Raw genomic sequence first — 23,380 nt, 5'->3', positions numbered from 1 at the left:
GAATCGGTGCAAGCCATCGAAACCGTCAGCCAACAGCCGGTGGCCTTGCAAGTGGCCGCCGCGCCGCAGGGCAGCGCGGAGGACAGCGTCAGCGCCGAGCTGCCGGCCAGCTATCCTTACCGCACGCGGATGCGCCGCCCGGAGTACGAGCAGCAGAAACAGGCGCTGCAGATCGAGCTGCTGAAAGTGCAGAACTGGGTCAAAGAAAGCGGCCAGAAAATCGTGATCCTGTTCGAAGGCCGCGACGCCGCCGGCAAGGGCGGCACCATCAAACGCTATATGGAACACCTGAACCCGCGCGGCGCGCGCGTGGTGGCGCTGGAAAAGCCTTCGGACCGCGAGCGCGGCCAGTGGTACTTCCAACGCTATATCGAGCACCTGCCCACCGCGGGCGAGATCGTGTTCTTCGACCGCTCCTGGTACAACCGCGCCGGAGTGGAGCGGGTCATGGGCTTTTGCCATCCGCACGAGTATCTGGAATTCATGCGCCAGACGCCGCAACTGGAACGCATGCTGGTCAACAGCGGCATCCGCCTGTTCAAGTTCTGGTTTTCGGTCAGCCGCGAAGAGCAGCTGCGCCGCTTCATCTCGCGCCGCGACGACCCGCTGAAACACTGGAAACTGTCGCCTATCGACATACAGTCGCTGGACAAATGGGACGACTACACCGCGGCCAAGGAAGCAACCTTCTTCCACACCCATACCGGCGACGCGCCGTGGACGGTGGTGAAGTCCGATGACAAGAAGCGCGCACGCCTCAACTGCATCCGCTACTTCCTGTCCCGGCTGGACTACCCCGGCAAGGACGCGCACGTCGCCAGAGCGGCGGACCCGCTATTGGTGGGCGAACCGCATAGCATGGACGCCGAGGACGGCGACGCGCCGCTGCGGATTTGAATGGCCGGCGCCACTCACTCCACCCTGAAGCGCGGCAGATAATCCCGCTGCAGCCAGGCCTCGGGCACCTCGCGCCAAGCGAAGCCGCTCTTGCGCATCACCGTCACCCACTGCGGATTAAGACCGTCGATGATGACGGTTTCCGTGGGGCGGTCCCGGCCCAGCGCCTGGCGATAACCGCGGTAATAAGCGGTTTTCAGCAGCTCACCGCTGGCGGCGTAGAACTGTGCCTTGCGGCTGCGATAGCCGTCACGATCCACCCATAGCTCAATGGCGTGGTAAGTCACATCCGAGCGCCGCGCACTCAGCCGCAGCTTGTAGCTGGCGCGCGGCTTGCGATCACCATCGATCACGGTCTCTTCCGCCACAAGCGTGGCCAGATAGTCCAGGGCCCAGTTCGCTGTCACCACATCGCCGTTCGCCGCCTGGCCCAACAGCCGCTGCTGCGGCGAAATCGGCACGCTGGCCTGGCTCGCGGGGTCAAACACCCATAAATCCTTGCCGCTTTTCAGGGTCAATTTGCCCGCGTCGCGGCTAGGGCTGACAAAGCGCAACAGGCTGCGAAACTCGCCGCGCCGCGGATCGGCCCGAGAATACAACACCAAGGAACTGGCGTCGCTGGGCTTGCCCTGCTTGTAGCTGAGCAAATCCACCGTCAGGCTGAAAGACTTGCCGGGATTGCGCACCTCGTCGCTCCAAGCCAGTATCTGCTGCGCGTCCGGCGCCGCCTGGGCCTCCCCCCCCAGCCAAACAAGCGCAATCACCCCAAAAATGTGCGGGCACTTCATGCTCCGTTCCCCTCCCTCTTCCGCCATCCCGGCTCAGGCCTGCCTCAAGGCGTCGACGATGTTCCAACGCCCAGCCCGGCGCGACGGCCACCAGGACGACAGCAGCGCCACAGCCATCCCTCCCCCCATACACGCGGCCACCATGCGCGTCTCGCCCCAGATCCTGATCAAAATCGGACTGGGCTCCACCACTCCGGGGGGTAACCAGCTCAGACCGGCGCGGTTGATCAGCCAAGCCAACCCCAGCGATAGCAGCACGCCGCCCAGGCCTCCAATTGCCCCCAGCAAGGCACCCTCGCATAGAAACAGCCACTGGATACCGCTGCGTCGCACGCCGATGGAACGCAGCGAGCCGATTTCGCGGGTGCGCTCCACCACCGCCATATTCATGGTGTTGCCAGTGGTGAACAGCGTTACGCTGGCAATAAGCGTCGCCATAAAACCGAAGATGGCGCCGAACATGTCAACGATCCGCTGGTACAGCGGCTGCAGAGCGGCAAAATCGTGAGCCGCCAGCGGCTGCGCGCTCAGACCGGATTGAAACAACTGTTGCAGCCGCTGGCGCGCCGCCCCAATCTGGCCGCTATTCTTCAACTGCAGCAGGATCGCCGTCACCATCGGCTCCCCCTCCCCATACAGCAGCCGCTGTGCCTGAGCCAAATGCAAGCCCACATAGACATCGTCCCACTCCCGAGCCCCCTGCCGCTCCACCCCCAACACCTGCAAACGGGCGACGTTGGGCGCGCCGGCAGCCGTGGCCGTCAGCAGTTCGATCCGCTTGCCGTCCTCGGTTTGCGCAGGCCCAGTCAAGGCGGCCAGGTCCGGCGGCAATCGCTCGCTCTCCACAACGGCGGCCGTGCAGCTGCGGTCGCCATCGGATAGGCACAGCCCCAGGGTTCTGGCAACACCGCTGCCCAATACCACCGCATTGGGGCTGCTGCCGGTCAGCGCCATCGGCTTGGACACCTGCCGAAGGCCGTGGGCGTCCCAGCGCCGCAAACGATCCTGGCCTGCCGGCTCGCTGCCTTGCGCCAACACCGTGCGCGATGCGCCGGTAGCGTAATAGCCGGCAATGCCGCCCAGGGTCAGGGTAGGTGTGACTGTCACCAACATGCCCGCCAATACCGAATCCGACTCGATCATGCGCTGGATGCGCCGATAGTCGCGGATACCGTAGGCAGCCGGATTGCCGCTGCCATATTGCAAATAATCGCTGTGCTGAACCTGCAAATGGCCGAGCTCGCGAACGAAAGCCGTTTCCAAACCGTACTGGACCGCTCTCTGATAGCCGCCGAACAACAACACACCCGCCATGCCCACCGCCATGGTCAGGACGCTTGCCCAAGTTCGCCGACGGTTGCGCAACAGATTGCGCCACGCCAGTTGCAGGACGTTCATGCCAGCGCCTCGCCCTCAGCCAGGGCGCGGACTCTTCCGTCACGGACCTGGTAGCATTCGTCCGCCGCCGCGATCACCAGCGGATCGTGCGAGGAGAACACCACCGCCACGCCGCGCTCGCCTTGCAAGCGCCGCAGCAGCGCCAGGATGGAGGCTCCAGTGCCGCTATCCAGATTGGCGGTGGGTTCGTCGGCCAACACCAGCGCCGGCTTGTGCACCAGCGCACGCGCAATCGCCACCCGTTGACGCTGACCGCCGGACAACTGCCCGGGCCGATGCGCCGCCTGTTTCAACAAGCCCACCTCGGCCAGCATCTCCAGCGCGCGCGCCTTACGGCGCCCCGCCGATTCGCCTTGCAAGTGCAGCGGGTATTCCACGTTCTCCAGTGCGGACAGCACCGGCAGCAAGTTGAAACTTTGAAACACAAAGCCCAAATGGCGGGCGCGGAAATCGCTAAGTTCGTCATCACTCAAGGCGGCTATGCTTTGTCCAGCAATAACGATATCCCCGCTGTCGGGGCGATCCATGCCGCCCAGCAAATGCAGGATCGTGCTTTTCCCGCTGCCGGAGGGGCCGGCCAAGACGGTGAATCTGGCTGCGGCCACTTTCAAATTCACATTCAACAAAGCCGGCACCTTTATTTGATCTAGCCAGTATTGTTTAAATACGCCACGCATTTCCGCCCCCATGAATCCGCTCCATAAAAATTGGCGCCACCCATTGATGATCCAAAGCCAAGCCACCCACTTTCCAACCGAATATATCTCAAAAAAACACCACGTTTTCACCAAGGATAAACAAAGCAATAAATCAGCAATTTAACGGCAAAATTAAATAATTAAAATCTTAAATAAAATTACAATTAATATTAAAAATTAAATAAATCATCAGGCAAAAGCCGGGGCGTGGATTGGAGAGCAGCGCCAAGCCGGCAACCGCTGGCCGGCTCAAAAAGACAATGCCTCAATAAGTATTGAGGCATTGCATACGACGCTTGGACTTACCGGGAGTCAGGAACGCTGCCGCTTCCACTCGCGCCGCGCGTCGCAGGCGGCGCGCAAAGGCGTGGACGACAGGCTGGTGGCGGCGAAATGCCCCACTTGGCGTGAAACCTTGGACAAGGCGGAACCGGACAGGCTGCCCACCTGCCAGGCATGCCGTAGCGGGTGCAGCGAGGGCGAGTCGTCGCTGGCCGCGTCCAGACGCGCCTGCACATCGCGGTTCACCTCGGACAGCCAGCGCTCGGTCAGCAGCATCCAGTCGCGCTGAGTATCCGCTTGCGCTTGCAACAGATTGGCGCCCACCAACAAGGTGTCATCCAGCCGGCGCTCCAGATCGCCCTGCGATATCGGATAAGCCGGCGCAAAAGCCGACCACCAGCCGACACAGGCTTCGTGCTGCGCTTCCAACAAGCGCTGCTGGCCGCGCTCCACCGCGTTGCGGTAGCTCTCCATCGCGCCGATCAACCAACTACGGGTCATTGCCACTCCTTCGGTCAAACCAGGCGGCCAGCGCGCTTTCGCGCGGCAACCGCCTCAGGAGCCTGCTTACGGAGACAAAGCGTTGCGGCTGAGAAAAAGACGCGCAGCGTCGTAAACAGGTTCTTAAGCCGCAACAGCGGGCAAACGCCACACTTGCAGCAATTCTTGCAACAAGGTTTCCAGCACCGGGTCGCCCCCCCGGTCCGATGGGTAAACAAATTGCAACTCAGCCAATTTGCGCACATCCGGCAGTACTGTCAACCTGCCTGCGTCCCGCCAGGCTTGCGCCGCCTCTTCCCGCGCCAGCGCCACCCCCACTCCGGAGGCCACCAGTTCCAGGATAGCGTCGAGATGATCGCACTCCGCTACCTTCTTAGGCGAAATGTTAAGTTCTCGCCACAACTCCGCGGTGATTTTGGAAAGGCTGGAGAATTGCGAAATGCCTATCCACGGCAATTTGCCCAATTCCTTCAAACCGCCGGCCAAACGCGGCGCCCAGGCGGCGGGCAAAACGATTCGGAACGGCAATTCCGCCAACTTGACCGTAGAGACGTTCACATAAGGGTTCTTGCCCAGGTAGAAGCCGGCATCCAGCTCCTTCTTACGGACCAGATTCAGCACATCCACCGTCACGCCGTGACGCAGTTGGATGTCCAGCAAGGGATAGCGCTCCACCAAACCGGCCACCCAAGGCCCGATTTTCAGCGTGTCCGGCGTCAGCGTGATGCCTATCCGCGCCTTGCCGGACAACTGGCCCTTCAATTGTTTGGCATGGTTGATGATGCCGCTGGCCGCGCCCAGTATCGCCTGCGCCTGCGGCAAAAGCTCCTGTCCGATGCGAGTGAGCGACACGCCTCCCGCGCTGCGCTCGAACAACTGCATGCCCACTTCTTCTTCCAGCGCCTTGATTTGCGCGGTGACCGCCGGCTGCGACAGATGCAGCAATTCGGCCGCCTGTGTCAGGTGCCCTTGCTGAGCGACGGTGACAAAGGTGCGCAACTGATAGATTTCCATGTTCTCCCCTGACTTGGATGCCAGACGGCGGACCGGATCGCCGCGTGCCGGTCATGGGCGGCATGACGGCGGGGCTCCGACGCCCGTTTGAGCACTACCGCGCAACGCGGCGGCATGGCGGCCTGAGCAAAGCTTGGCCGATAGCGGGTTTTTCTTGTGCGAGCCATTTTCAGCGTAATGCCGGCTAAATAACAAGCGTTTTGTGCCTCGCCACCGCCCTGTCCAAGCATTTGCGCAAAGGCGTTCAGCCACCAAGGCAACCAGGACAACCCCCGGTCACACTGACAACAGGACAACAATTTCACACCAGACAAAGAGTAAAAATTCTAATATAAATAATTGATTTTGCTTGATTATTGCACCACAGCATCGGTATGAATAATTTTACGCATCAAAAAAAGCGATTAGATTCGCCGCCACCGCCTCCCTTATGTTTTTAGCAGCGGCACCCTAAGCCGCGACCACAAAGGAGGATGCAATGAACGAGGACATACTCAAGAAAGTGCAGTCCAATCCCAAATTCAAGGAACTGGTGCACAAGAAAACCAGCCTGGGTTGGCAGCTCACTTTGATCATGCTGGCCATCTATTACGGTTTCATCTTGGTGCTGGCGTTCTCGCCGGCCACGCTGGGCCATCCGATCAGCGCCGGCGCCACCATGACCATAGGCATTCCCATCGGCGTGCTGATCATCATCTCGGCCTTCGTGTTGACCGGCATCTACGTCCGCCGCGCCAACACCGAATTCGACCTGCTCAACCAGCAAATCGTCGAGGAGTCCAAACAATGAAGCAACGCGTCTTGCAACTGGCCTGCGTCGCCGGCGTTCTACTGCCCTCCTTGGCCATGGCGGCCGGGGCCATTGAGGGCGATGTCAAACAACAGGCCACCAACTGGCACGCCATCATCATGTTCCTGCTGTTTGTGGCGTTTACGCTGTGTGTCACCTATTGGGCGGCTCGCCGCACCAAGTCCGCCAGCGACTTCTACGCGGCCGGCGGCGGCATCACCGGTTTTCAAAACGGCCTGGCGATCGCCGGCGACTACATGTCCGCCGCGTCCTTCCTCGGCATTTCCGCCATGGTGTTCGAAAAAGGCTACGACGGCCTGATCTACTCGATGGGCTTCCTGGTCGGCTGGCCGGTGATCCTGTTCCTGGTGGCCGAACGCCTGCGCAACCTGGGCAAATACACTTTCGCCGACGTCGCCTCCTACCGGCTGCAACAAACGCCGGTGCGCAGCTTCGCCGCCACCTCCACACTGGTGGTGGTAGCCATCTACCTGATTGCGCAGATGGTGGGGGCTGGCAAGTTGATCCAGCTCTTGTTTGGCATGAGCTACACCTCCGCGGTGCTGATGGTGGGCGTGCTGATGGTGTGCTACGTGCTGTTCGGCGGCATGCTGGCCACCACTTGGGTGCAAATCATCAAGGCGGTGCTGCTATTGTCCGGCGCCACCTTCATGGCCATCATGGTGCTGGCCACCGTGGGTTTCAGCCCGGAACTGATGTTTGAAAAAGCGGTGGCCGCGCATAGCAAGGGCGTCGCCATCATGGCGCCGGGCAAAACGGACCCTATCGACTCGATCTCGCTGGGTCTGGCGCTGATGTTCGGCACCGCCGGCCTGCCCCACATCCTGATGCGCTTCTTCACCGTGTCCGACGCCAAAGATGCCCGCAAATCGGTGTTCTTCGCCACCGGCTTCATCGGTTACTTCTACATCCTCACCTTCATCATCGGCTTCGGCGCCATCATGCTGGTGCTGAACCAACCGGGCATGATGGAAACCGTGGTCAAAAACGGCAAATCCGTCACTCAGCTGATCGGCGGCAACAATATGGCGGCGGTGCACCTGGCCGAGGCCGTGGGCGGCGACATGTTCCTGGGCTTCATCTCCGCGGTGGCCTTCGCCACCATCCTGGCGGTGGTGGCCGGCCTGGCGTTGTCCGGCGCCTCCGCGGTGTCGCACGACCTGTACGCCAGCGTGATCAAAAAGGGCAAAGCCAACGAGGCCGACGAAATCCGCGTGTCCAAAATCACCACCGTGGTGCTGGGCGTGGTGGCCATCGTGCTAGGCCTGGTATTCGAGAAGCAGAACATCGCCTTCATGGTGGGCCTGGCCTTCTCCATTGCCGCCTCGGCCAACTTCCCGGTGCTGTTCCTGTCCATGTTCTGGAAAGGACTGACCACGCGCGGCGCAGTGATCGGCGGCTTCATCGGCCTGCTGTCCGCGGTGGTGCTGATCGTTCTGGGGCCGACGGTCTGGGTGGAGGTACTCAAGCACGAACACGCGGTGTTCCCGTACAAGAACCCGGCCATCTTCTCGATGACCCTGGCCTTCGTTTCCACCTGGCTGATCTCGGTGCTGGACAAATCTCGTCAGGCCGATGAGGAAAAAGCCAAATTCGAAGCTCAGTTCGTGCGCGCGATGACCGGCATCGGCGCATCCGGGGCCTCCAAGCATTGACATTGACATAAGGCCGGGCCGAGGATGTCGGCCTGCCTTAAATACCCCACCGCGCCGCTCCAGCGATTCCGGAGCGGCGGCATGATAACAAAGCTAATCCAGGAGAAGTTTATGTCCACGCTAGAATCCGTCCTCAAGGAAACCCGCAGCTTTCCACCTTCCGACGATTTCCGCCAGAAAGCGGCAATCTCCGGAATGGAGGCGTACAACACGCTGTGCGAGCAGGCGGACGCAGATTACCTGTCGTTCTGGGGCGACCTGGCGCGCGACCTGATCACCTGGAAAAAACCGTTCACCCGCGTGTTGGACGACAGCCAGGCGCCGTTCTTCAAATGGTTCGACGACGGTGTGCTGAACATCTCCTACAACTGCCTGGACCGCCACCTGGCGGTCAACGCCAATCGCATTGCGCTGATTTTCGAGGCCGACGACGGCGCGGTCACCCGCGTCACCTACGCCGAATTGCACCGCCGCGTCTGCCAGTTCGCCAACGGCCTGAAGAGCCTGGGCGTGTCCAAGGGCGACCGCGTGGTGATTTACATGCCCATGGTGATCGAAGCCATCGTGGCGATGCAGGCTTGCGCGCGCATCGGCGCCATCCACTCCGTGGTGTTCGGCGGCTTTTCCGCCGGGGCGGTGCGCGACCGCGTCCAGGACGCCGGCGCCAAACTGGTGATCACCGCCAACGAAGGCCTGCGCGGCGGCAAGAGCGTGCCGCTGAAAGCCACGGTGGATGAAGCGCTGGCGATGGGCGGCTGCGACAGCGTCAAACACGTGGTCGCTTATCAGCGCACCCAAAACGCGGTCGCCTGGAGCGAGGGCCGCGACGTATGGTGGCACCAGCTGACCAGCGGCCAGCCGGAGCAATGCGAACCGGAATGGATGAACGCCGAGGATCCGCTGTTCATCCTTTACACCTCCGGCTCCACCGGCAAGCCCAAGGGCATTCAGCACAGCAGCGCCGGCTATCTGCTGGGCGCCGCCAACAGCTTCCGCTGGGTATTCGACTACAAACCCAACGACGTGTTCTGGTGCACCGCCGACGTGGGCTGGATCACCGGCCACAGCTATATTTGCTACGGCCCTTTGGCCAACGGCGCCACTCAGGTGATCTTCGAAGGCGTGCCCACCTATCCGGACGCCTCACGCTTCTGGCGCATGATAGAGCAGCACAAGGTCAGCATTTTCTACACCGCGCCCACCGCCATCCGCTCGCTGATCAAGCTGGGCGCGGACCTGCCCAAGCAGCACGACCTATCCAGCCTGCGCCTGCTCGGCACCGTGGGCGAGCCGATCAACCCCGAAGCCTGGATCTGGTATCACGAAACCGTGGGCGGCGGCCGCTGCCCCATCGTGGACACCTGGTGGCAGACCGAAACCGGCTCCATCCAGATTTCGCCGCTGCCCGGCGCAGTGGCCACCAAACCCGGCTCGTGCACGCTGCCGCTGCCCGGCATCATGGCCGACATCGTCGATGAATCCGGCGCCCAGGTGGACCCTGGCCGCGGCGGTTTCCTGGTGATCAAGAAGCCCTTCCCCAGCCTGGTGCGCACCATCTGGAACGATCCGGAGCGCTTCAAGAAAACCTATTTCCCGGAAGAGTTCAACGGTCAGTACTACCTTGCCGGCGATTCCGCCAACCGCGACGAAAACGGCTATTTCTGGATCATGGGCCGCATCGACGACGTGCTGAACGTTTCCGGCCACCGCCTGGGCACCATGGAGATCGAATCCGCTCTGGTGGCCAACCCGCTGGTGGCCGAGGCCGCCGTGGTCGGCAAGCCGCACGAGGTCAAGGGCGAGGCGGTGGTGGCCTTCGTCGTGCTCAAAGGCGCGCGCCCGCAGGGCGAGGAAGCCAAGAAAGTGGCGGCCGAGCTGAAAAACTGGGTGGCGCACGAGATTGGAAAGATCGCCCAGCCGGACGACATCCGCTTCGGCGAAAACCTGCCCAAGACCCGCTCCGGCAAGATCATGCGCCGCCTGCTGCGCTCCATCGCCAAGGGCGAAGAGATCACCCAAGACGTGTCCACGCTGGAAAACCCGCAGATTCTGGAGCAGCTGCAACATCCGCTGTGATCAAGCCATCGTCCGCCGCACCCGCAGGAGCCGTCGCGCAAGCGACGGCTTTTTCACTCCTTCCGCGCCCTCATCGTCCATCCGGGTGTTGAAGCCATTCGCCGTAGCACCGATAATTAGCGGTTTTTCAAGTGGAATCCGACAGCATGCCCGTTATCCCCCTGGTCGAAAGGATCGACGCCCTGCTGCCCCAGACCCAATGCGGACAATGCAGCCACGCCGGCTGCCGACCGTATGCGGAGGCGCTGGCGGAAGGCCGCGACCCGATCAACCGCTGCCCGCCGGGCGGCGACGACGGCATCCGGGCGCTGGCGGAGCTGCTGGGCCGGGACGTCATTCCCTTCGCCCCCGACGGCCCGCAGCCCAAACCGCGGGCGCTGGCCGTGATACGCGAAGACAGCTGCATAGGCTGTACCCTATGCATCCAGGCCTGTCCGGTGGACGCCATCGTAGGCGCAGCCAAGCAGATGCACACCGTCATCGCCTCCGAATGCACCGGCTGCGAGCTATGCCTCGCTCCCTGTCCGGTGGACTGCATCGACTTGGTTCCGGTGGCCGACCCGGCCGACGGCGAGCGCGATCGCGTGATGGCGCGCGCCGCCCAGGCCCGCATGCGCTACGAACGACGCCAAGCGCGCAAAACGCGCGAACAAGAAGACAAGGCCAGACGCCTGGCCGAGCGCGCCGCGGTAAGCGCCGCATCGCCGCCTCCGACCGCAGCGCCGGTCGCCGCGGCCGCTTCCGCGCCGGCGGCCGACAAAAACGAATTGATCCGCAAGGCGATGGAACGCGCCGCCGCGATGCGCGCCGCCCGCGAACAAGCAGACAAGGACAAGCCGTGAACGCCGTCAAACGCAAAGAAATATTCGCCCGTCTGCGCGACGCCAACCCGCACCCCACCACCGAACTGGAGTACAGCAGCCCGTTCGAACTACTGATCTCGGTGCTGCTGTCGGCGCAAGCCACCGACGTCAGCGTCAACAAGGCCACGCGCCGCCTCTACCCCGTGGCCAACACCCCGGCGGCCATGCTGGCGCTGGGAGAAGAATCGCTGGCGGACTTCATCAAGACCATAGGCTTGTACAAGACCAAGGCCAGAAACGTGATCGCCACTTGTCGTCTGCTGCTGGAAAAGCATGGCGGCGAAGTACCGCAAACCCGCGAGGCCTTGGAGGCGCTGCCCGGCGTCGGCCGCAAAACGGCCAACGTGGTGCTGAACACTGCTTTCGGCCAGCCCACCATCGCGGTGGACACTCATATTTTCAGGGTATCCAACCGCACCCGGATCGCGCCCGGCAAAGACGTGCGAGAAGTCGAGGATAAGCTGGTAAAATACATCCCCGACGAATTCAAAATCGACGCGCATCACTGGCTGATCCTGCTCGGACGCTATGTCTGCAAAGCCAGAAAGCCTGAATGCGAGCGCTGCGTCATCGCCGACCTCTGCGAATATCCGGCAAAAACCGTTATGATTAAAGACAACTGAATCCAATACTGGAAAAACTCCGGTTCCGCCCTTATTTTCCGCATAGACATCAACCTAAAAGGATAGCCTGTGACAACGTATCTGCGCACCCTGGTTGGCGCCTTGCTCGCAGCCTCGTTGCTGTCCGGCTGCGACAAGGTCGAGCGCTTCTTCAAAGGCAACTCCCAACCCGCGCCGGTCGCCATTCCCGCACAACAGGATGGCCGCGTCGCCATGCTGCTGCCGGACTTCACTCAATTGGTCACCCGCGACGGACCGGCGGTGGTGAACATCCAGGCCAGCCGCGAAGAAAGCGGCGGCGCCCAAGCCAGCAACCTGCCGATTCCCGTACCGGAAGACGATCCGCTGTACGACTTCTTCCGCCGCTTCATCCCCAATCATCCGCCTCAACGCGAACAGCCGCAGGAAGAAAGCGTCTCCTTCGGCTCCGGTTTCATCATCAGCGCCGACGGCTACATCCTGACCAACGCCCACGTAGTGGCGGACAGCCAGCAGGTCAAAGTCATGCTGACCGACAAGCGCGAGCTGCGCGCCAAGCTGGTGGGCGTGGACAAGCGCACCGACGTGGCGCTGCTGAAAGTGGCGGCGGCGGACCTGCCGGTGGTCAAGATAGGCAGCCCGGCGGACTTGAAGGTCGGCGAATGGGTAGCCGCCATCGGCGCGCCGTTCGGCTTCGACAACACCGTCACGGCCGGCATCGTTTCCGCCAAGGGCCGCAGCCTGCCGGACGAGAACTTCGTCCCCTTCATCCAGACCGACGTGGCGATCAACCCCGGCAACTCCGGCGGCCCGCTGTTCAACCTGCGCGGCGAAGTAGTGGGCATCAACTCGCAGATTTACAGCCGTTCCGGCGGCTTCATGGGCATTTCCTTCGCCATCCCCATCGACTTGGCGATGAGCGTGGTCGATCAGCTCAAGGCCAGGGGCAAGGTCAGCCGCGGCCAGTTGGGCATTAACATCCAGGAAGTCACCCAAGAGCTGGCGCAGTCCTTTGGCCTTCAGCGCCCCAGCGGCGCGCTGGTGGTGCGCGTCGATCCCAAGGGACCAGCCTCTCGCGCCGGCCTGCAAGCCGGCGACATCATCCTGAAGCTGGACGGCAAAGCGATAGAAAGCTCCAAGGATCTGCCGGTGCAAGTTGGTTCCTTGCAACCGGGCACCAAGATCAAGCTGACGGTGTGGCGCAAGGGCGTGGAGAAGGAGCTGGAAGCCACGCTGGCGGAACTCGCTCAGGACGCGCCAAGCACTCAGCAGCCTCAGGAGGAAAACACGCCGCAGGGCTTCCAGTTTGGCAAACTGGGGCTGACGCTGAGCGAACTGACGCCTAATCAGCGTTCGGAGCTGGGCGTGCGCGGCGGCTTGCTGATCCAGAAAGCGCAAGGCCCCGCCGCCCGCTCCGGCCTGCAGGCGGGCGATGTGATCCTGGGCTTGAACCAGGTGGAAGTGTCCACCATCGCCCACTTCGAAAAAGCGTTGGCCAGCGCCAAAGGCCACATCGCCCTGCTGGTGCGGCGCAACGAGGCCGTATTGTTCGTGCCTCTGCGGCTGGAATAACCCCCGCCTCAATACGCAACGCCCAAAGCCGCCGCCAGGCGGCTTTTTCATTTCTCCGGCATATCGCCCGCGCGCTCGCGCTGCTAGGATTAAGCTTTCGCCATCCGCCCACAGGAGAGCCGCCATGGACTTTCACACAGCCGATCTATGCGATCAGTTCGACGAGCAACTACAGGTGTTGACGCCCGCGCTGCAACGCTACGGCGGGCAGACCCGCTTTTACGGCCGCATCGAAACCCTGAAGCTGTTTGAGGACAACAGCCTGGTGCGGGAAGCGCTGAGTCAGAACGGAGCCGGCAAAGTGCTGGTGGTGGACGGCGGCGGCTCGCTGCGCTGCGCGTTGCTGGGCGATCAACTGGGCGTGCTGGCGGTGGCCAACGACTGGGCCGGCGTGGTGATCAATGGTTGCATTCGCGACTCCGCCGCCTTGAACAAGCTGGCGCTGGGCATACGCGCGCTAGGCGTCCATCCGCGAAAATCGGTGAAGCGCGGCGAAGGCCAGCGCAATCTGAGCGTGGAGTTCGGCCAGGTGCGCTTCAGCCCCGGCCACTGGTTGTACGCAGACGAGGACGGGGTGGTCGTCGCGCCGGGCGCGCTCCACCCCGCGCCGTGACGCGAGGGCTTCTTCAGCCCTCTTCGCTCTTGCCCTCGGGAGCGTAAACGCGCGGTTCAAGCCTCGCTGCGTTGATAGATGGGCAGTTCTTGCTGCGCGGCGGGGCTGCCCCAGGGCAGGTGATGCTCCCACCAGATATGTCCGGCCGGCGCCACCCGTTCCGGATGGTCCAGCGAAGACACGGTGATGTCGAGCTCCTCCGGGTCCGATTCGTGGCGGTAAGTCAGGGTGGAGCCGCAATGCGGGCAGAACCCCCGGCTGACCGCCGCCGAGGAGTGATACAGCACCGGTTTTTCACCGCGCCAGTCCAGATCGGCCACGCGAACGGTGAACCAGGTCACGAAGGCCGCGCCGCTGGCTCGGCGGCAGCTTTTGCAATGGCAGTGCACCACATCGTAAGGCTCGGCGCGCAAACGGTAACGCACCGCGCCGCACAGACAACCTCCAGTCAGATTCTGGCTCGCGCTCATGATGCCTCCCTCGCTGCTGGGTTGACGATGGATTAAGAAACGGCCGTCCCCGCCAGCCCAAACCGGCAGTCAGACACCTCCGCTTTTTAAATATGATTCACCGCCGCCGCCAACGACAAGCTCAACCGCCAAATTAAGCGGGCCGCCGCCGCCAAGCTGATGCTGTGCCGCAACAAAACACAACGGCCGCCCTGAGGCGGCCGCTAATGGGCGAAACCGGAGACGGATCAGGCCGCCTGCGTCGGGGTTGCGCCCTTGACCTCGGTCATCTGGTTGTCGGCGTCGACGAATACCAGCTTTGGCTGATGATTCTTCAGCTCCGCGGCCTCGTACTGGGCAAAGGAGGCGATGATCAGCAGATCTCCCGGCGCGGCGCGGCGCGCGGCGGAACCGTTGACCGAGATGGTCCCGGAACCGCGCTCGGCCTTGATCGCGTAGGTGGCGAAACGCTCGCCGTTGGTGACGTTCCAGATCTGCACTTCTTCGTACTCCAGAATATCCGCCGCTTCCAACAGGTTCTCGTCAATGGCGCAGGAACCGATATAGTGCAACTCGCTGTGCGTGGTGGTTACTCGGTGGAGCTTGGATTTGAGCATATTGCGCTGCATGATTGCATCCTTCGTCCGCTGATCAGCGGAACACTTCGATGTTGTCGATCAGGCGGGTGCGCCCCAGTCGGGCGGCCGCCAGCACCACCAGGCGTTTTTCGCCGGCGTGCGCCACCGCCAGGGTGTCGGCCTGGCGAATTTCCACGTAATCCACTATCCAGCCGGCTTGGGCCAGATCGTCGCGCGCGGCCTGTTCCAGCGCCGCGTAGTCATGATCGCCATCCTGCAGCCGCTGCCGTATCTGCTCCAGATTGCGGTACAAACGCGGAGCTTCGGCGCGCTCTTCCGCGCTCAGATAACCATTGCGCGAGGATAGCGCCAGGCCGTCGTCGGCGCGGCCGGTATCTACCGGCACGATCTCTATCGGCGAATTCAGGTCGTCCACCATTGCTCGGATCACATGCAGCTGCTGGAAGTCTTTCTTGCCGAAGCAGGCCAGATCCGGCTGCACGATGTTGAACAGCTTGGTCACCACGGTGGCGACACCGCGGAAGTGGCCGGGGCGGAAAGCGCCGCACAGCTCGTTCTGAATATTCGGCGGCTCCACGTTGAAGTCCTGACGCACACGCGGATACAGCTCCTGCTCCTCGGGGAAGAACAAGGCATCCACGCCGGCAGCGCGCAGCTTATCGCAATCGGCGTCGAAGGTGCGCGGATAGGCGCCGAAGTCCTCGCCCTGGCCAAATTGCAGCCGATTGACGAAGATGCTGACCACGACCTTGTCGGCGCGTTCGCGCGCCGCCTTGACCAGGGCCAGATGCCCTGCGTGCAGATTGCCCATGGTGGGCACGAAGGCGAGCTTGCCCGCCTGGCGACGCCAGGCGCGCATCTCCGCCACGGTACGAATGATTTCCATTATTTGATGTCCTGGGCAGAGCCGATCAGAAAGTATGTTCCGCCGCCGGGAAGGACTTATCCTTCACCGCCTGAACATAGGACTGCACCGCGCCTTGGATGCTGCCGGCCTCAGCCATGAAGTCCTTGACGAAACGCGCCTTCTTGCCCGGGTACACGCCCAGCATGTCGTGCAGCACCAGCACCTGGCCGGACACATCGACGCCGGCGCCAATGCCTATGGTGGGCACGGAAATCGACTCGGTGATCTCGCGCGCCAGTTCCGCCGGCACGCACTCCATCAGCACCAGACTGGCGCCGGCTGCGGCGTGCGCCTTCGCGTCGTTGACGATGCGGCGCGCATCTTCCTCGCTCTTGCCCTGCACTCGATAGCCGCCGAAAGTGTTGACGAACTGCGGCGTCAGGCCAATGTGGGCGCACACCGGCACGCCGCGCTCCACCAGGAAGCGTGTGGTATCGGCCATATAAGCGCCGCCTTCCAGCTTCACCATGTGCGCGCCGGCCTGGATGATGCGGGCGGCGTGGGCGAAGGCCTGCTGCGGGCTTTCCTGATAAGCGCCGAAAGTCATGTCGCCCAGCACCATGGCCTGCTTGGCCCCGCGCGCCACGCAACGCACGTGGTAGAGCATTTCTTCTTCGGCCACCGGCAGCGTGGAGTCTATGCCCTGCACCACCATGCCCAGCGAATCTCCCACCAACAGAATTTCCACCCCGGCTTGCTCCAGCAAGGTGGCGAAGCTGGCGTCGTAACAGGTCAGCATGGCGATCTTTTGCCCTTCCTGAGCCATTTTCTGCAGGGTGTTGACGGTAATTTTCATGCCCGTTCTTCCTCGTTCAGTCGTCCATATCAACCGGCGGGGCGCTTAAAACCTGTTTACGATCTGCTGCGCATCAGCGATACGGCGTTGAAAACGGTGACGCACCCCTTGTACATTCCGTTTTCTCGGCCGCAAGGCCTTGTCTCACTCTAGCTCGCTAGATCGGCAAACAGGCTCTGAGCGCGCGGCGGCTCAGACGCTCTTGTTGAAATAGTTGCGCTGGCCTCGCGCTTCGCTGATGCAGCGGATCAGCAGCTCGAAGTCCTCGTCTCCATCGACCAGATTCAGGTGATCGGTATTGACGATCAGCAGCGGCGCGGCCTCGTACTGATGGAAAAATTCGCTGTAGGCCTGATGCACGCGCTTCAGATAGCCTTCGGGGAAATTGACTTCGTACTCCGCCGCCCGCGCGGCCACCCGGCTCAGCAGGTTTTCCTCGGACGCCTGCAAATAGATCACCAGATCCGGCACCGGATGTTCCGGCATCGCCAGCGACGCCAGGCGCTTGTACAGCGCCAATTCGGCCTCGTCCAGATTGATCTTTGCGAACAGGGCGTCCTTCTCGAACAGGAAGTCCGACACCAGCGGGCTGGCCAGCAGTTCGCCGTTCAGCATGCTCTTGGCCATATCGGCGCGTTGCAGCATGAAGGACAGTTGGGTGGACAGGCCGTGAGCCGGCAGGTTGCGGTAAAAGCGCGGCAGGAAAGGATTGGCGGCGGGGTCTTCCGCCAGCATGCGCACGCCCCAGTATTCCGACAGCCGGCGCGCCAGAGAGGATTTGCCCGCGCCGATCGGCCCTTCGACCACGACATAACGCAATTGACTCATCGCTCGCTTCCTCTTAGCTAGTTGTTTCGAGACGCTCCACGCCTTGATCGGCGAGTCCGGCGGCCAGTTCGCCGGCCGTGCCCAGCTCCGGCAGCGTCAGATCAGGAGCGATCTCCGCCAGCGGGATCATGACGAAGCCGCGCAAATGCATGCGCGGATGCGGCAGGGTCAAGTCTTCGTCGCTCTGGGCGACGCCGCTGTAATACAGCAGATCCAGATCCAGCACCCGCGGCGCATTGCGGAAAGTGCGCACCCGACCGAACTCGGCCTCGATCGCCAGCAGCCTGCGCAGTAATTCGCGCGGAGCCAACGCGGTGCCCACTTCCGCAACGGCGTTGATGAAATCCGGTTGATCGGCATAGCCCACCGGCGCGGTGCGGTACAAGGCGGACTGCCGCGTCAACTCGGTATCGGGCAAGGCGGCGATCGCGGCCAGCGCGGCGCGGATTTGCGCCGCCGGCTGTTCAAGGTTGCTGCCCAGCGCGATGAAAGCCTGAGCCACTTAGGCCTCTCCGCCGGATTCGCCCGCGGCTTTGCGGCGATTGGCGGGACGGCGGCGGCGGCGTTTCTTGGCCGGATCCGGCTCGCCGCTGGCCTTGGCGATTTCCAGCAGTTGCTCGCGCTCTTCCTCGTCGGCGCGCTGGAAGTCGTTCCACCAGCCCACCAACTTCATGTCCACCTCGCCGGCTTCTCCGCGCAGCGCGAAGAAATCGTAAGCGGCGCGGAAGCGCGGCTGCTCCAGGAAGCGATAAGCGCGCTGGCCGCTGCGGCTGTCGAAACGCGACTGCAACATCCAGATTTCGCGCATGGTCACGCTGAAGCGGCGCGGAATGGCAAAATCGTTGTCCTGCTCGGACTCCACGTCGGCAATCGCTTGCGCCAGCGCGTACACCGCGCGGTCGCCGGCGTTCAAACGCTTCTGCCAACGCTGATACACCTGCTTCCACAACAGGGTGGCCAGCAGGAAACCCACCGACACGGGCTTGTCGGCGCGGATGCGCTGATCAGTGCTTTCCAGACCCAGCTTCAAGAACAAATCGTCGCCCTTGTCGTCCAGCACTGCGTCCAACAGTGGAAACACACCGCGCGCCATGCCTTCCTCGCGCAGCTTCTTCAGGCAGCCGTAGGCTTGGCCGGACATCAGCAGCTTGAGCATTTCATCGAACAGGCGCGCCGGCGGCTCCTTCTTCAGCAGATGAGCGTGGGTGCGGATGGGTTTGCGGGTGGCGTCGTCGATCTCGAAACCCAGCTTGGCCGCCAGGCGCACCGCGCGCAGCATGCGCACCGGGTCTTCCTGATAACGGCGGGCCGGCTGGCCTATCATCACCAGCTTGCGAGCGCGCAAGTCCTTGACGCCGTGGTGATAGTCGATGACGGTTTCGTCGGACGGATCGTAGAACAGCGCGTTCACGGTGAAGTCGCGACGGTGGGCGTCCTCTTCCTGGCTGCCGAAACTGTTGTCGGCCATGATGCGGCCGGTTTCATTGGTGTCGTCCACAGAGCCGCCGCGGAAGGTGGTCACCTCGATGGTTTCCGGCCCCATCATCACGTGGACAATGCGGAAACGCCGGCCAATGATGCGGGAACGGCGGAACACCCGGTGCACTTCCTCCGGCGTTGCGTTGGTGGCAACGTCGAAATCCTTCGGCGACACGCCCAACATCAAGTCGCGCACGGCTCCGCCCACCACATAGGCGGAAAAACCGGCCTCCTGCAGTCGGGTGGTGACTTTCAGCGCAGCGGAGCTGAGCTGGTCTCGGCGGATGCCGTGTTGCGGCAGAGGAATCACGCGCGCCTTGGTGCGGCGCTTGCCCATGCCGGCGGGCAGGTCCAGTACTTTACGGATAAACTTGCGGATCATTATGAGAAAGATAGTCGACTTGGAATGCCAGGATTCGCAAGACTAGTAGGTAGTCAAGCCGGCGATTATATCCCTATTCTTTGCAGAAAATACAATTCGCCGCCATATCCCGCCCCGTGGCCGCCTCCACGGCCGCCAATTGCCCCCTATCGATGATAGGCATACAATCGCTGCCGATTCGCCGACTCCGACAAGACCCCTCTCGTGCGCCCTACTCTCAGCTTTCATCTCCAAACCATTCCCAACGTGCCCGCCATCCGCCAGCTTTATGAGCTGGATGGCGAAATCGGGGAGGCCGACGTCGCCGATTTCGTGCTGCAGCGCTGCCGCGCCCAAAGCGGCACCGACTTCATTCCCTTCCATTTGCACCGCGTGGTTGCCATCGCCGGCGTACTACAACAGGATGGGCACACCCGTCTCGTCCAGCGGCTTGCCGTCGATGCCGGCGACGAAGCCGCGATGCTGGCGGACTGGCTAGCCCTGCTGCGCGACAGCCGGGCGCAGTTGATCAGTTGGGACGGCTCTCGGCTGGACTTGCCGGTGTTGCTCCATCGCGCGCTGGCCTTGGGCTTGCAACTGCCGGAACAGCTCCGCGCCGGCCGGACGCCGGACGCGCATTGCGCGCTAAGCGAGATCCTGAGCGGCGGCCATGCCGAACTGGCCACTCCGTTGGGCGAGCTGGCCCGTCTGTGCGGCCTGCCCGGAGAAGCCGAACTCAACGGCCCTCGGCGCTGGGAACTGTATCGAGCCGGCAACGCCGACGCGCTCGCCGAACACAATGTCCGCCAGGCCGCCAGCTGCCACCTGCTGTGGCTGCGCCAGCAATGGGTGGAAGGCGCGCTGACCCCGGCCACTCATCAGGCCTGTAGACAAAGCTTGCGCGCCGTCATCGCTGCGCAACCGGAGCCGCACTGGCGCGGCTGGCTGGCCGAGTGGCGCGAGGAGGCTGCGCAAGGGGATTGACAGCCAAAAGCCAAAAGCATAGGCTGACATGTATGCGCCGATTTGACACAGCTTGCGGGCGCTTAACAAATGCCAGCTAAAGCGTCAAACCGGTGAACCCGCTTGCGCTCTTAGTCGTAGGCGGGTTTTCTTTTACCCGTACAGGCAGTTAAGCAGACCAATCGCTTCGGATCGATGCATGAGCCGCGCCCCGTTTCCGTTTCGGGCATGCGCGGCAGGCGCCGAGTTAATGACAACTTGCAGGGCGCCCAAAAATCCTGCTAAAGCGTCGCCGGCGAAACCCAGAACCGGCGCGCCAACTGCGACCGAACCCTCTGGAGAACCGCCATGTACGACTGCCTGCAAGATAGCTATACCGATTTCTCTTTTGCCAATTTCGACGCCGTGGGAAGACCTCGCCCCCTTTGCGGCAGCCTGAGCGCCTCTCCGCTCACGCCGGCCGACACCCCCGCCCTGCAACAGCTGGCGGATTTCGCCCATGAGCTGGGCTATGAACTGGAACGCAACGGCGAACAGCTAACCGTACAGGACATTTCGCTGGTGGACGCGCTCAGCATCAACGCACGCTTTGGCGGCGAGTTGCTGATCAGTTGCGATCTGCGCCGCGACCCGCCCGCGCGCTTCTGATCTGGAGGCACCGCGCTCCCGCTCCGCCGGGGGCGCTTCCGCGCGTCCGTCTTGCTCTTGCCGCCCCATTGTCATGGCGCGGCAAAGACAAGGCAGCCCCGCAGCCGGTATAATGGCCAGTTCTCCGAGCCATCCCGCCCTACTCCCATGCTGTTTGAAATCAATCGCGCCCCGCGCGGGGCCGTGCTGCTGGAAGCCCGTCAAATCAGCCGGCTGGCCTTGCCGATGATGATCGCTCAGATCGCGCAGGTGGCCACCGCCTTCGTCGACACCGTGATGGCGGGCCGCGTCAGCACCGACGACCTGGCCGCCGTCTCCCTGGGCGCCAGCGTTTTCATCACCTTCTACGTCACGCTGATGGGCATCGTCACCGCGCTCAACCCCATACTGGCCCACCAGCTGGGGGCCGGCGAGCACGACAAATTCAAGGACACCGCGCGCCAGGGGCTGTGGTTCGGCCTGCTGATCGGCCTCTTGGGCGCGGCGATGATGGTGGCGCTGGAGCCGGCGCTGCGGCTGTGGCTGCACCTGCCGCCGGAAGTGACCGACAAGGTGATGCTGTTCATCACCGGCGCCGCAGTGGGCATGCCGGCGGCGATGACCCACCGCGCGCTGCACGCCTACGCATCCAGCCTGGGCCGCCCCAAGGCCATCATGGTGGTCAGCCTGTTGGCGCTGGCGCTGAACATTCCGCTCAACTATATCCTGATCCACGGCCTCTTCGGCCTGCCCAAGCTGGGCGGCGCCGGTTGCGGCTGGGCCACCGGCATCGTGTTCTGGTTCAACTGCCTGGCCCTGCTCGCCTATGTCAGCTGGCATCGCAATTTCCGCCAGTTCCGCCTACTGGAGCGACTGCGCGGCCCGGATTGGCGCATGTACCGCGGCTTCCTCAAGCTGGGCGTGCCAATCGGCCTGTCCTTCTTCGTGGAAGTCAGCCTGTTCTCCTTCATCGCGCTGCTGATCGCCGAACTGGGCACCGTGGTGGTCGCCACCCATCAATCCGTGCTCAATTTTTCCAGCATCATCTACATGTTGCCGCAAAGCGTGGCCACGGCGATGTCCGTGCGAGTCGGCCATCATGTCGGCGCCGGCGACTACCGCGCCGCCCGCTTCAGCTCCGGAGTAGGCCTGCTGCTGGGTCTGAGCATGGCCTTCTGCGCGATGCTCGCGGTGTTGCTGTTCCGCGAGCCCATCATGCGCATGTACACGCCGGACCCGCGCGTGATCGCGATGGGCTCCACCCTCTTGCTGTTCGCGGCGGTCTACCAGTTGACCGACGCCGCCCAAACCATCGCCTCCGGCGCCTTGCGCGGCTACAAGCTGACCACGGTGCCGATGATTATTCACATTCTGTCGTTCTGGTGCGTTGGCCTGGGTCTGGGCATCACCCTGGGCCTGACTGACTGGCTGACCAAAAAGCCCATGGGCGTATTCGGCTTCTGGACCGCTCTCGTCATCAGCCTGAGCGTGGCCGCGCTGTTCCTGACTCGCTATCTGGCGAGCGAAAGCCGCCGCCGCCTGCATCGACAACTTCAACCGGAACCGGCGCAATGAGCCTGACCTTCAGCCACCACTATCCGCTCAAACCGCTGAACACCTTCGGTATGGACGCGCGCGCGCGCGACTTCTGCCAGCTGGACTCGCTCTCTGATCTGCCTGCGCTGCTGGAAAGCCCGGCCTACCGCGCCGGCCCCGTGCTGTGGCTGGGCGGCGGCAGCAATCTGCTGTTCACCCGCGACTATTCCGGCCTGGTGGTCAAACTGGGGCTGCGCGGCATCCGCCTGCTGGAAGAAAGCGGCGACGATGTGATTGTCGAAGCGGCCGCCGGCGAAAACTGGCATGGCTTCGTGCTCCACACCCTGAGCCAGGGCTGGTACGGACTGGAAAATCTGAGCCTGATCCCCGGCACCGTCGGCGCCAGCCCAATCCAAAACATCGGCGCCTACGGCGTCGAGGCCAAGGACCAGATCCATCAGGTGGTCTGCGCCGACCTCGATCACGGCGGCGCCGCACTGACGCTGGACAAGGCCGACTGCCGCTTCGGCTACCGTGACAGCGTGTTCAAACACGATGCCGCCGGCCGACTACTGGTCACCGCGGTGCGTTTCCGCTTATCGCGCACGGCTCAGCTGCGCACCGGCTACGGCGATATCCAGCAAGAACTGAACGCCGCCGGCATCGCCGCGCCCACGCCACAAGACGTCAGCGACGCGGTGATTCGCATCCGTTCCAGCAAACTGCCCAACCCCGCCGAACTGGGCAACGCCGGCAGCTTCTTCAAAAACCCGGTTCTGCCGGCGGAGCAGGCGCAAGCGCTGCTGGCGCTCCATCCCGCGTTGCCGCACTACCCGGCAGCCGACGGCAAGGTCAAGCTGGCCGCCGGCTGGCTGATCGACCAGTGCGGACTGAAAGGCTATCGCGACGGCGACGCCGGCGTGCACGCGCGCCAGGCTCTGGTGCTGGTCAATCACGGCGCAGCCAGCGGCGACCAGATGCGCGCGCTGGCCGACAAGGTGCGCGCCGAGGTCCGTCAACGCTTTGGCGTGGAGCTGGAGCCGGAGCCCATCATTCTCTAAACAG

Annotated in this window: 24 protein-coding genes; 12 read left to right on the top strand and 12 right to left on the bottom strand. The window is 63.0% G+C overall.

All coding sequences use genetic code 11. From position 1 onward, the window contains the following. Positions 1 to 45 precede the first annotated feature (45 nt). Positions 46 to 897, top strand: a complete 852-nt coding sequence (gene ppk2 / locus MOV80_RS01460) for a polyphosphate kinase 2 (RefSeq protein ID WP_200122537.1) — start codon at positions 46 to 48, stop codon at positions 895 to 897. A 14-nt stretch (positions 898 to 911) separates the two neighbouring features. Here the strand turns inward: ppk2 and MOV80_RS01455 are convergent, their stop codons facing one another. The 5 genes from MOV80_RS01455 to MOV80_RS01435 all read right to left on the bottom strand — a co-directional run bounded on the left by MOV80_RS01455 (position 912) and on the right by MOV80_RS01435 (position 5,578). Then, positions 912 to 1,685 carry an outer membrane lipoprotein-sorting protein gene (locus MOV80_RS01455; protein ID WP_043591592.1) on the bottom strand — a complete coding sequence of 258 codons (774 nt, stop codon included), beginning with the start codon at positions 1,683 to 1,685 and terminating at the stop codon, positions 912 to 914. Positions 1,686 to 1,718: 33 nt separating this feature from the next. Then, positions 1,719 to 3,083 carry an FtsX-like permease family protein gene (locus tag MOV80_RS01450; protein WP_118266912.1) on the bottom strand — a complete coding sequence of 455 codons (1,365 nt, stop codon included), beginning with the start codon at positions 3,081 to 3,083 and terminating at the stop codon, positions 1,719 to 1,721. Next, positions 3,080 to 3,664, bottom strand: coding sequence for an ABC transporter ATP-binding protein (locus tag MOV80_RS01445; protein ID WP_249604792.1), 585 nt, complete (start codon positions 3,662 to 3,664; stop codon positions 3,080 to 3,082). The genes MOV80_RS01450 and MOV80_RS01445 overlap by 4 nt, the downstream gene beginning before the upstream one ends. Before the next feature lie 429 nt (positions 3,665 to 4,093). Continuing rightward, a complete protein-coding gene (locus tag MOV80_RS01440; RefSeq protein ID WP_019104524.1) occupies positions 4,094 to 4,564 on the bottom strand; it encodes a hypothetical protein in 471 nt (156 codons plus the stop codon). Between the two features lie 123 nt (positions 4,565 to 4,687). Next, positions 4,688 to 5,578 carry a LysR family transcriptional regulator gene (locus MOV80_RS01435; protein ID WP_019104525.1) on the bottom strand — a complete coding sequence of 297 codons (891 nt, stop codon included), beginning with the start codon at positions 5,576 to 5,578 and terminating at the stop codon, positions 4,688 to 4,690. A 478-nt stretch (positions 5,579 to 6,056) separates the two neighbouring features. Here MOV80_RS01435 and MOV80_RS01430 point away from each other — a divergent pair, with 478 nt between their 5' ends. The 7 genes from MOV80_RS01430 to rraA all read left to right on the top strand — a co-directional run bounded on the left by MOV80_RS01430 (position 6,057) and on the right by rraA (position 13,770). Beyond that, positions 6,057 to 6,368 carry a DUF485 domain-containing protein gene (locus MOV80_RS01430; protein ID WP_019104526.1) on the top strand — a complete coding sequence of 104 codons (312 nt, stop codon included), beginning with the start codon at positions 6,057 to 6,059 and terminating at the stop codon, positions 6,366 to 6,368. After that, a complete protein-coding gene (locus tag MOV80_RS01425; protein WP_118266909.1) occupies positions 6,365 to 8,044 on the top strand; it encodes a cation acetate symporter in 1,680 nt (559 codons plus the stop codon). The genes MOV80_RS01430 and MOV80_RS01425 overlap by 4 nt, the downstream gene beginning before the upstream one ends. A 111-nt stretch (positions 8,045 to 8,155) precedes the next feature. Beyond that, entirely contained in the window at positions 8,156 to 10,120 is a 1,965-nt protein-coding gene (gene acs / locus MOV80_RS01420; RefSeq protein WP_019104528.1) for an acetate--CoA ligase, read from the top strand. A gap of 131 nt (positions 10,121 to 10,251) precedes the next feature. Then, on the top strand, positions 10,252 to 10,962 hold the full coding sequence (gene rsxB, locus MOV80_RS01415; protein ID WP_254894749.1) for an electron transport complex subunit RsxB: 711 nt from the start codon (positions 10,252 to 10,254) through the stop codon (positions 10,960 to 10,962). After that, positions 10,959 to 11,606, top strand: a complete 648-nt coding sequence (gene nth / locus MOV80_RS01410; RefSeq protein WP_019104530.1) for an endonuclease III — start codon at positions 10,959 to 10,961, stop codon at positions 11,604 to 11,606. The genes rsxB and nth overlap by 4 nt, the downstream gene beginning before the upstream one ends. A gap of 69 nt (positions 11,607 to 11,675) precedes the next feature. Further along, positions 11,676 to 13,157 carry a DegQ family serine endoprotease gene (locus tag MOV80_RS01405; protein ID WP_249604774.1) on the top strand — a complete coding sequence of 494 codons (1,482 nt, stop codon included), beginning with the start codon at positions 11,676 to 11,678 and terminating at the stop codon, positions 13,155 to 13,157. A 124-nt stretch (positions 13,158 to 13,281) separates the two neighbouring features. Next, complete coding sequence (gene rraA, locus MOV80_RS01400; RefSeq protein ID WP_019104532.1) at positions 13,282 to 13,770, top strand: ribonuclease E activity regulator RraA; 489 nt, start codon at positions 13,282 to 13,284, stop codon at positions 13,768 to 13,770. Between the two features lie 56 nt (positions 13,771 to 13,826). Here the strand turns inward: rraA and MOV80_RS01395 are convergent, their stop codons facing one another. The 7 genes from MOV80_RS01395 to pcnB form a co-directional block, all read right to left on the bottom strand. Next, positions 13,827 to 14,240 carry a GFA family protein gene (locus tag MOV80_RS01395; RefSeq protein WP_019104533.1) on the bottom strand — a complete coding sequence of 138 codons (414 nt, stop codon included), beginning with the start codon at positions 14,238 to 14,240 and terminating at the stop codon, positions 13,827 to 13,829. 227 nt (positions 14,241 to 14,467) lie between these two features. After that, the gene (gene panD, locus MOV80_RS01390) at positions 14,468 to 14,848 is read right to left on the bottom strand and encodes an aspartate 1-decarboxylase (RefSeq protein ID WP_019104534.1); all 381 of its coding nucleotides are present in this window, start codon (positions 14,846 to 14,848) and stop codon (positions 14,468 to 14,470) included. 22 nt (positions 14,849 to 14,870) lie between these two features. Beyond that, positions 14,871 to 15,704, bottom strand: coding sequence for a pantoate--beta-alanine ligase (panC, locus tag MOV80_RS01385; RefSeq protein ID WP_019104535.1), 834 nt, complete (start codon positions 15,702 to 15,704; stop codon positions 14,871 to 14,873). 25 nt (positions 15,705 to 15,729) lie between these two features. Next, positions 15,730 to 16,521 carry a 3-methyl-2-oxobutanoate hydroxymethyltransferase gene (gene panB / locus MOV80_RS01380; protein ID WP_019104536.1) on the bottom strand — a complete coding sequence of 264 codons (792 nt, stop codon included), beginning with the start codon at positions 16,519 to 16,521 and terminating at the stop codon, positions 15,730 to 15,732. A gap of 192 nt (positions 16,522 to 16,713) precedes the next feature. Next, the gene (locus MOV80_RS01375) at positions 16,714 to 17,349 is read right to left on the bottom strand and encodes a deoxynucleoside kinase (RefSeq protein ID WP_019104537.1); all 636 of its coding nucleotides are present in this window, start codon (positions 17,347 to 17,349) and stop codon (positions 16,714 to 16,716) included. Between the two features lie 13 nt (positions 17,350 to 17,362). Further along, complete coding sequence (gene folK / locus MOV80_RS01370; RefSeq protein ID WP_043633763.1) at positions 17,363 to 17,851, bottom strand: 2-amino-4-hydroxy-6-hydroxymethyldihydropteridine diphosphokinase; 489 nt, start codon at positions 17,849 to 17,851, stop codon at positions 17,363 to 17,365. Further along, complete coding sequence (gene pcnB, locus MOV80_RS01365; protein ID WP_043591604.1) at positions 17,852 to 19,210, bottom strand: polynucleotide adenylyltransferase PcnB; 1,359 nt, start codon at positions 19,208 to 19,210, stop codon at positions 17,852 to 17,854. It abuts the gene before it with no gap. A gap of 204 nt (positions 19,211 to 19,414) precedes the next feature. On the opposite strand from pcnB, the gene MOV80_RS01360 reads away from it, so the two are divergent. The 4 genes from MOV80_RS01360 to murB all read left to right on the top strand — a co-directional run bounded on the left by MOV80_RS01360 (position 19,415) and on the right by murB (position 23,376). Next, a complete protein-coding gene (locus MOV80_RS01360) occupies positions 19,415 to 20,173 on the top strand; it encodes a hypothetical protein (protein WP_118266907.1) in 759 nt (252 codons plus the stop codon). A gap of 327 nt (positions 20,174 to 20,500) precedes the next feature. Beyond that, the gene (locus MOV80_RS01355; protein WP_019104541.1) at positions 20,501 to 20,800 is read left to right on the top strand and encodes a hypothetical protein; all 300 of its coding nucleotides are present in this window, start codon (positions 20,501 to 20,503) and stop codon (positions 20,798 to 20,800) included. A 147-nt stretch (positions 20,801 to 20,947) separates the two neighbouring features. Continuing rightward, positions 20,948 to 22,354 carry an MATE family efflux transporter gene (locus MOV80_RS01350; RefSeq protein ID WP_019104542.1) on the top strand — a complete coding sequence of 469 codons (1,407 nt, stop codon included), beginning with the start codon at positions 20,948 to 20,950 and terminating at the stop codon, positions 22,352 to 22,354. Beyond that, positions 22,351 to 23,376, top strand: coding sequence for a UDP-N-acetylmuramate dehydrogenase (gene murB, locus MOV80_RS01345; protein WP_118266905.1), 1,026 nt, complete (start codon positions 22,351 to 22,353; stop codon positions 23,374 to 23,376). Before MOV80_RS01350 ends, murB begins: the two co-directional genes overlap by 4 nt. Positions 23,377 to 23,380: the final 4 nt, after the last annotated feature.

The organism is Chromobacterium sp. IRSSSOUMB001, assembly GCF_023507765.1.
Taxonomy (GTDB): domain Bacteria; phylum Pseudomonadota; class Gammaproteobacteria; order Burkholderiales; family Chromobacteriaceae; genus Chromobacterium; species Chromobacterium haemolyticum.
The sequence above is the reverse complement of the archived record's forward strand: the minus strand, read 5'-3'. Positions and strand labels throughout refer to the sequence as shown.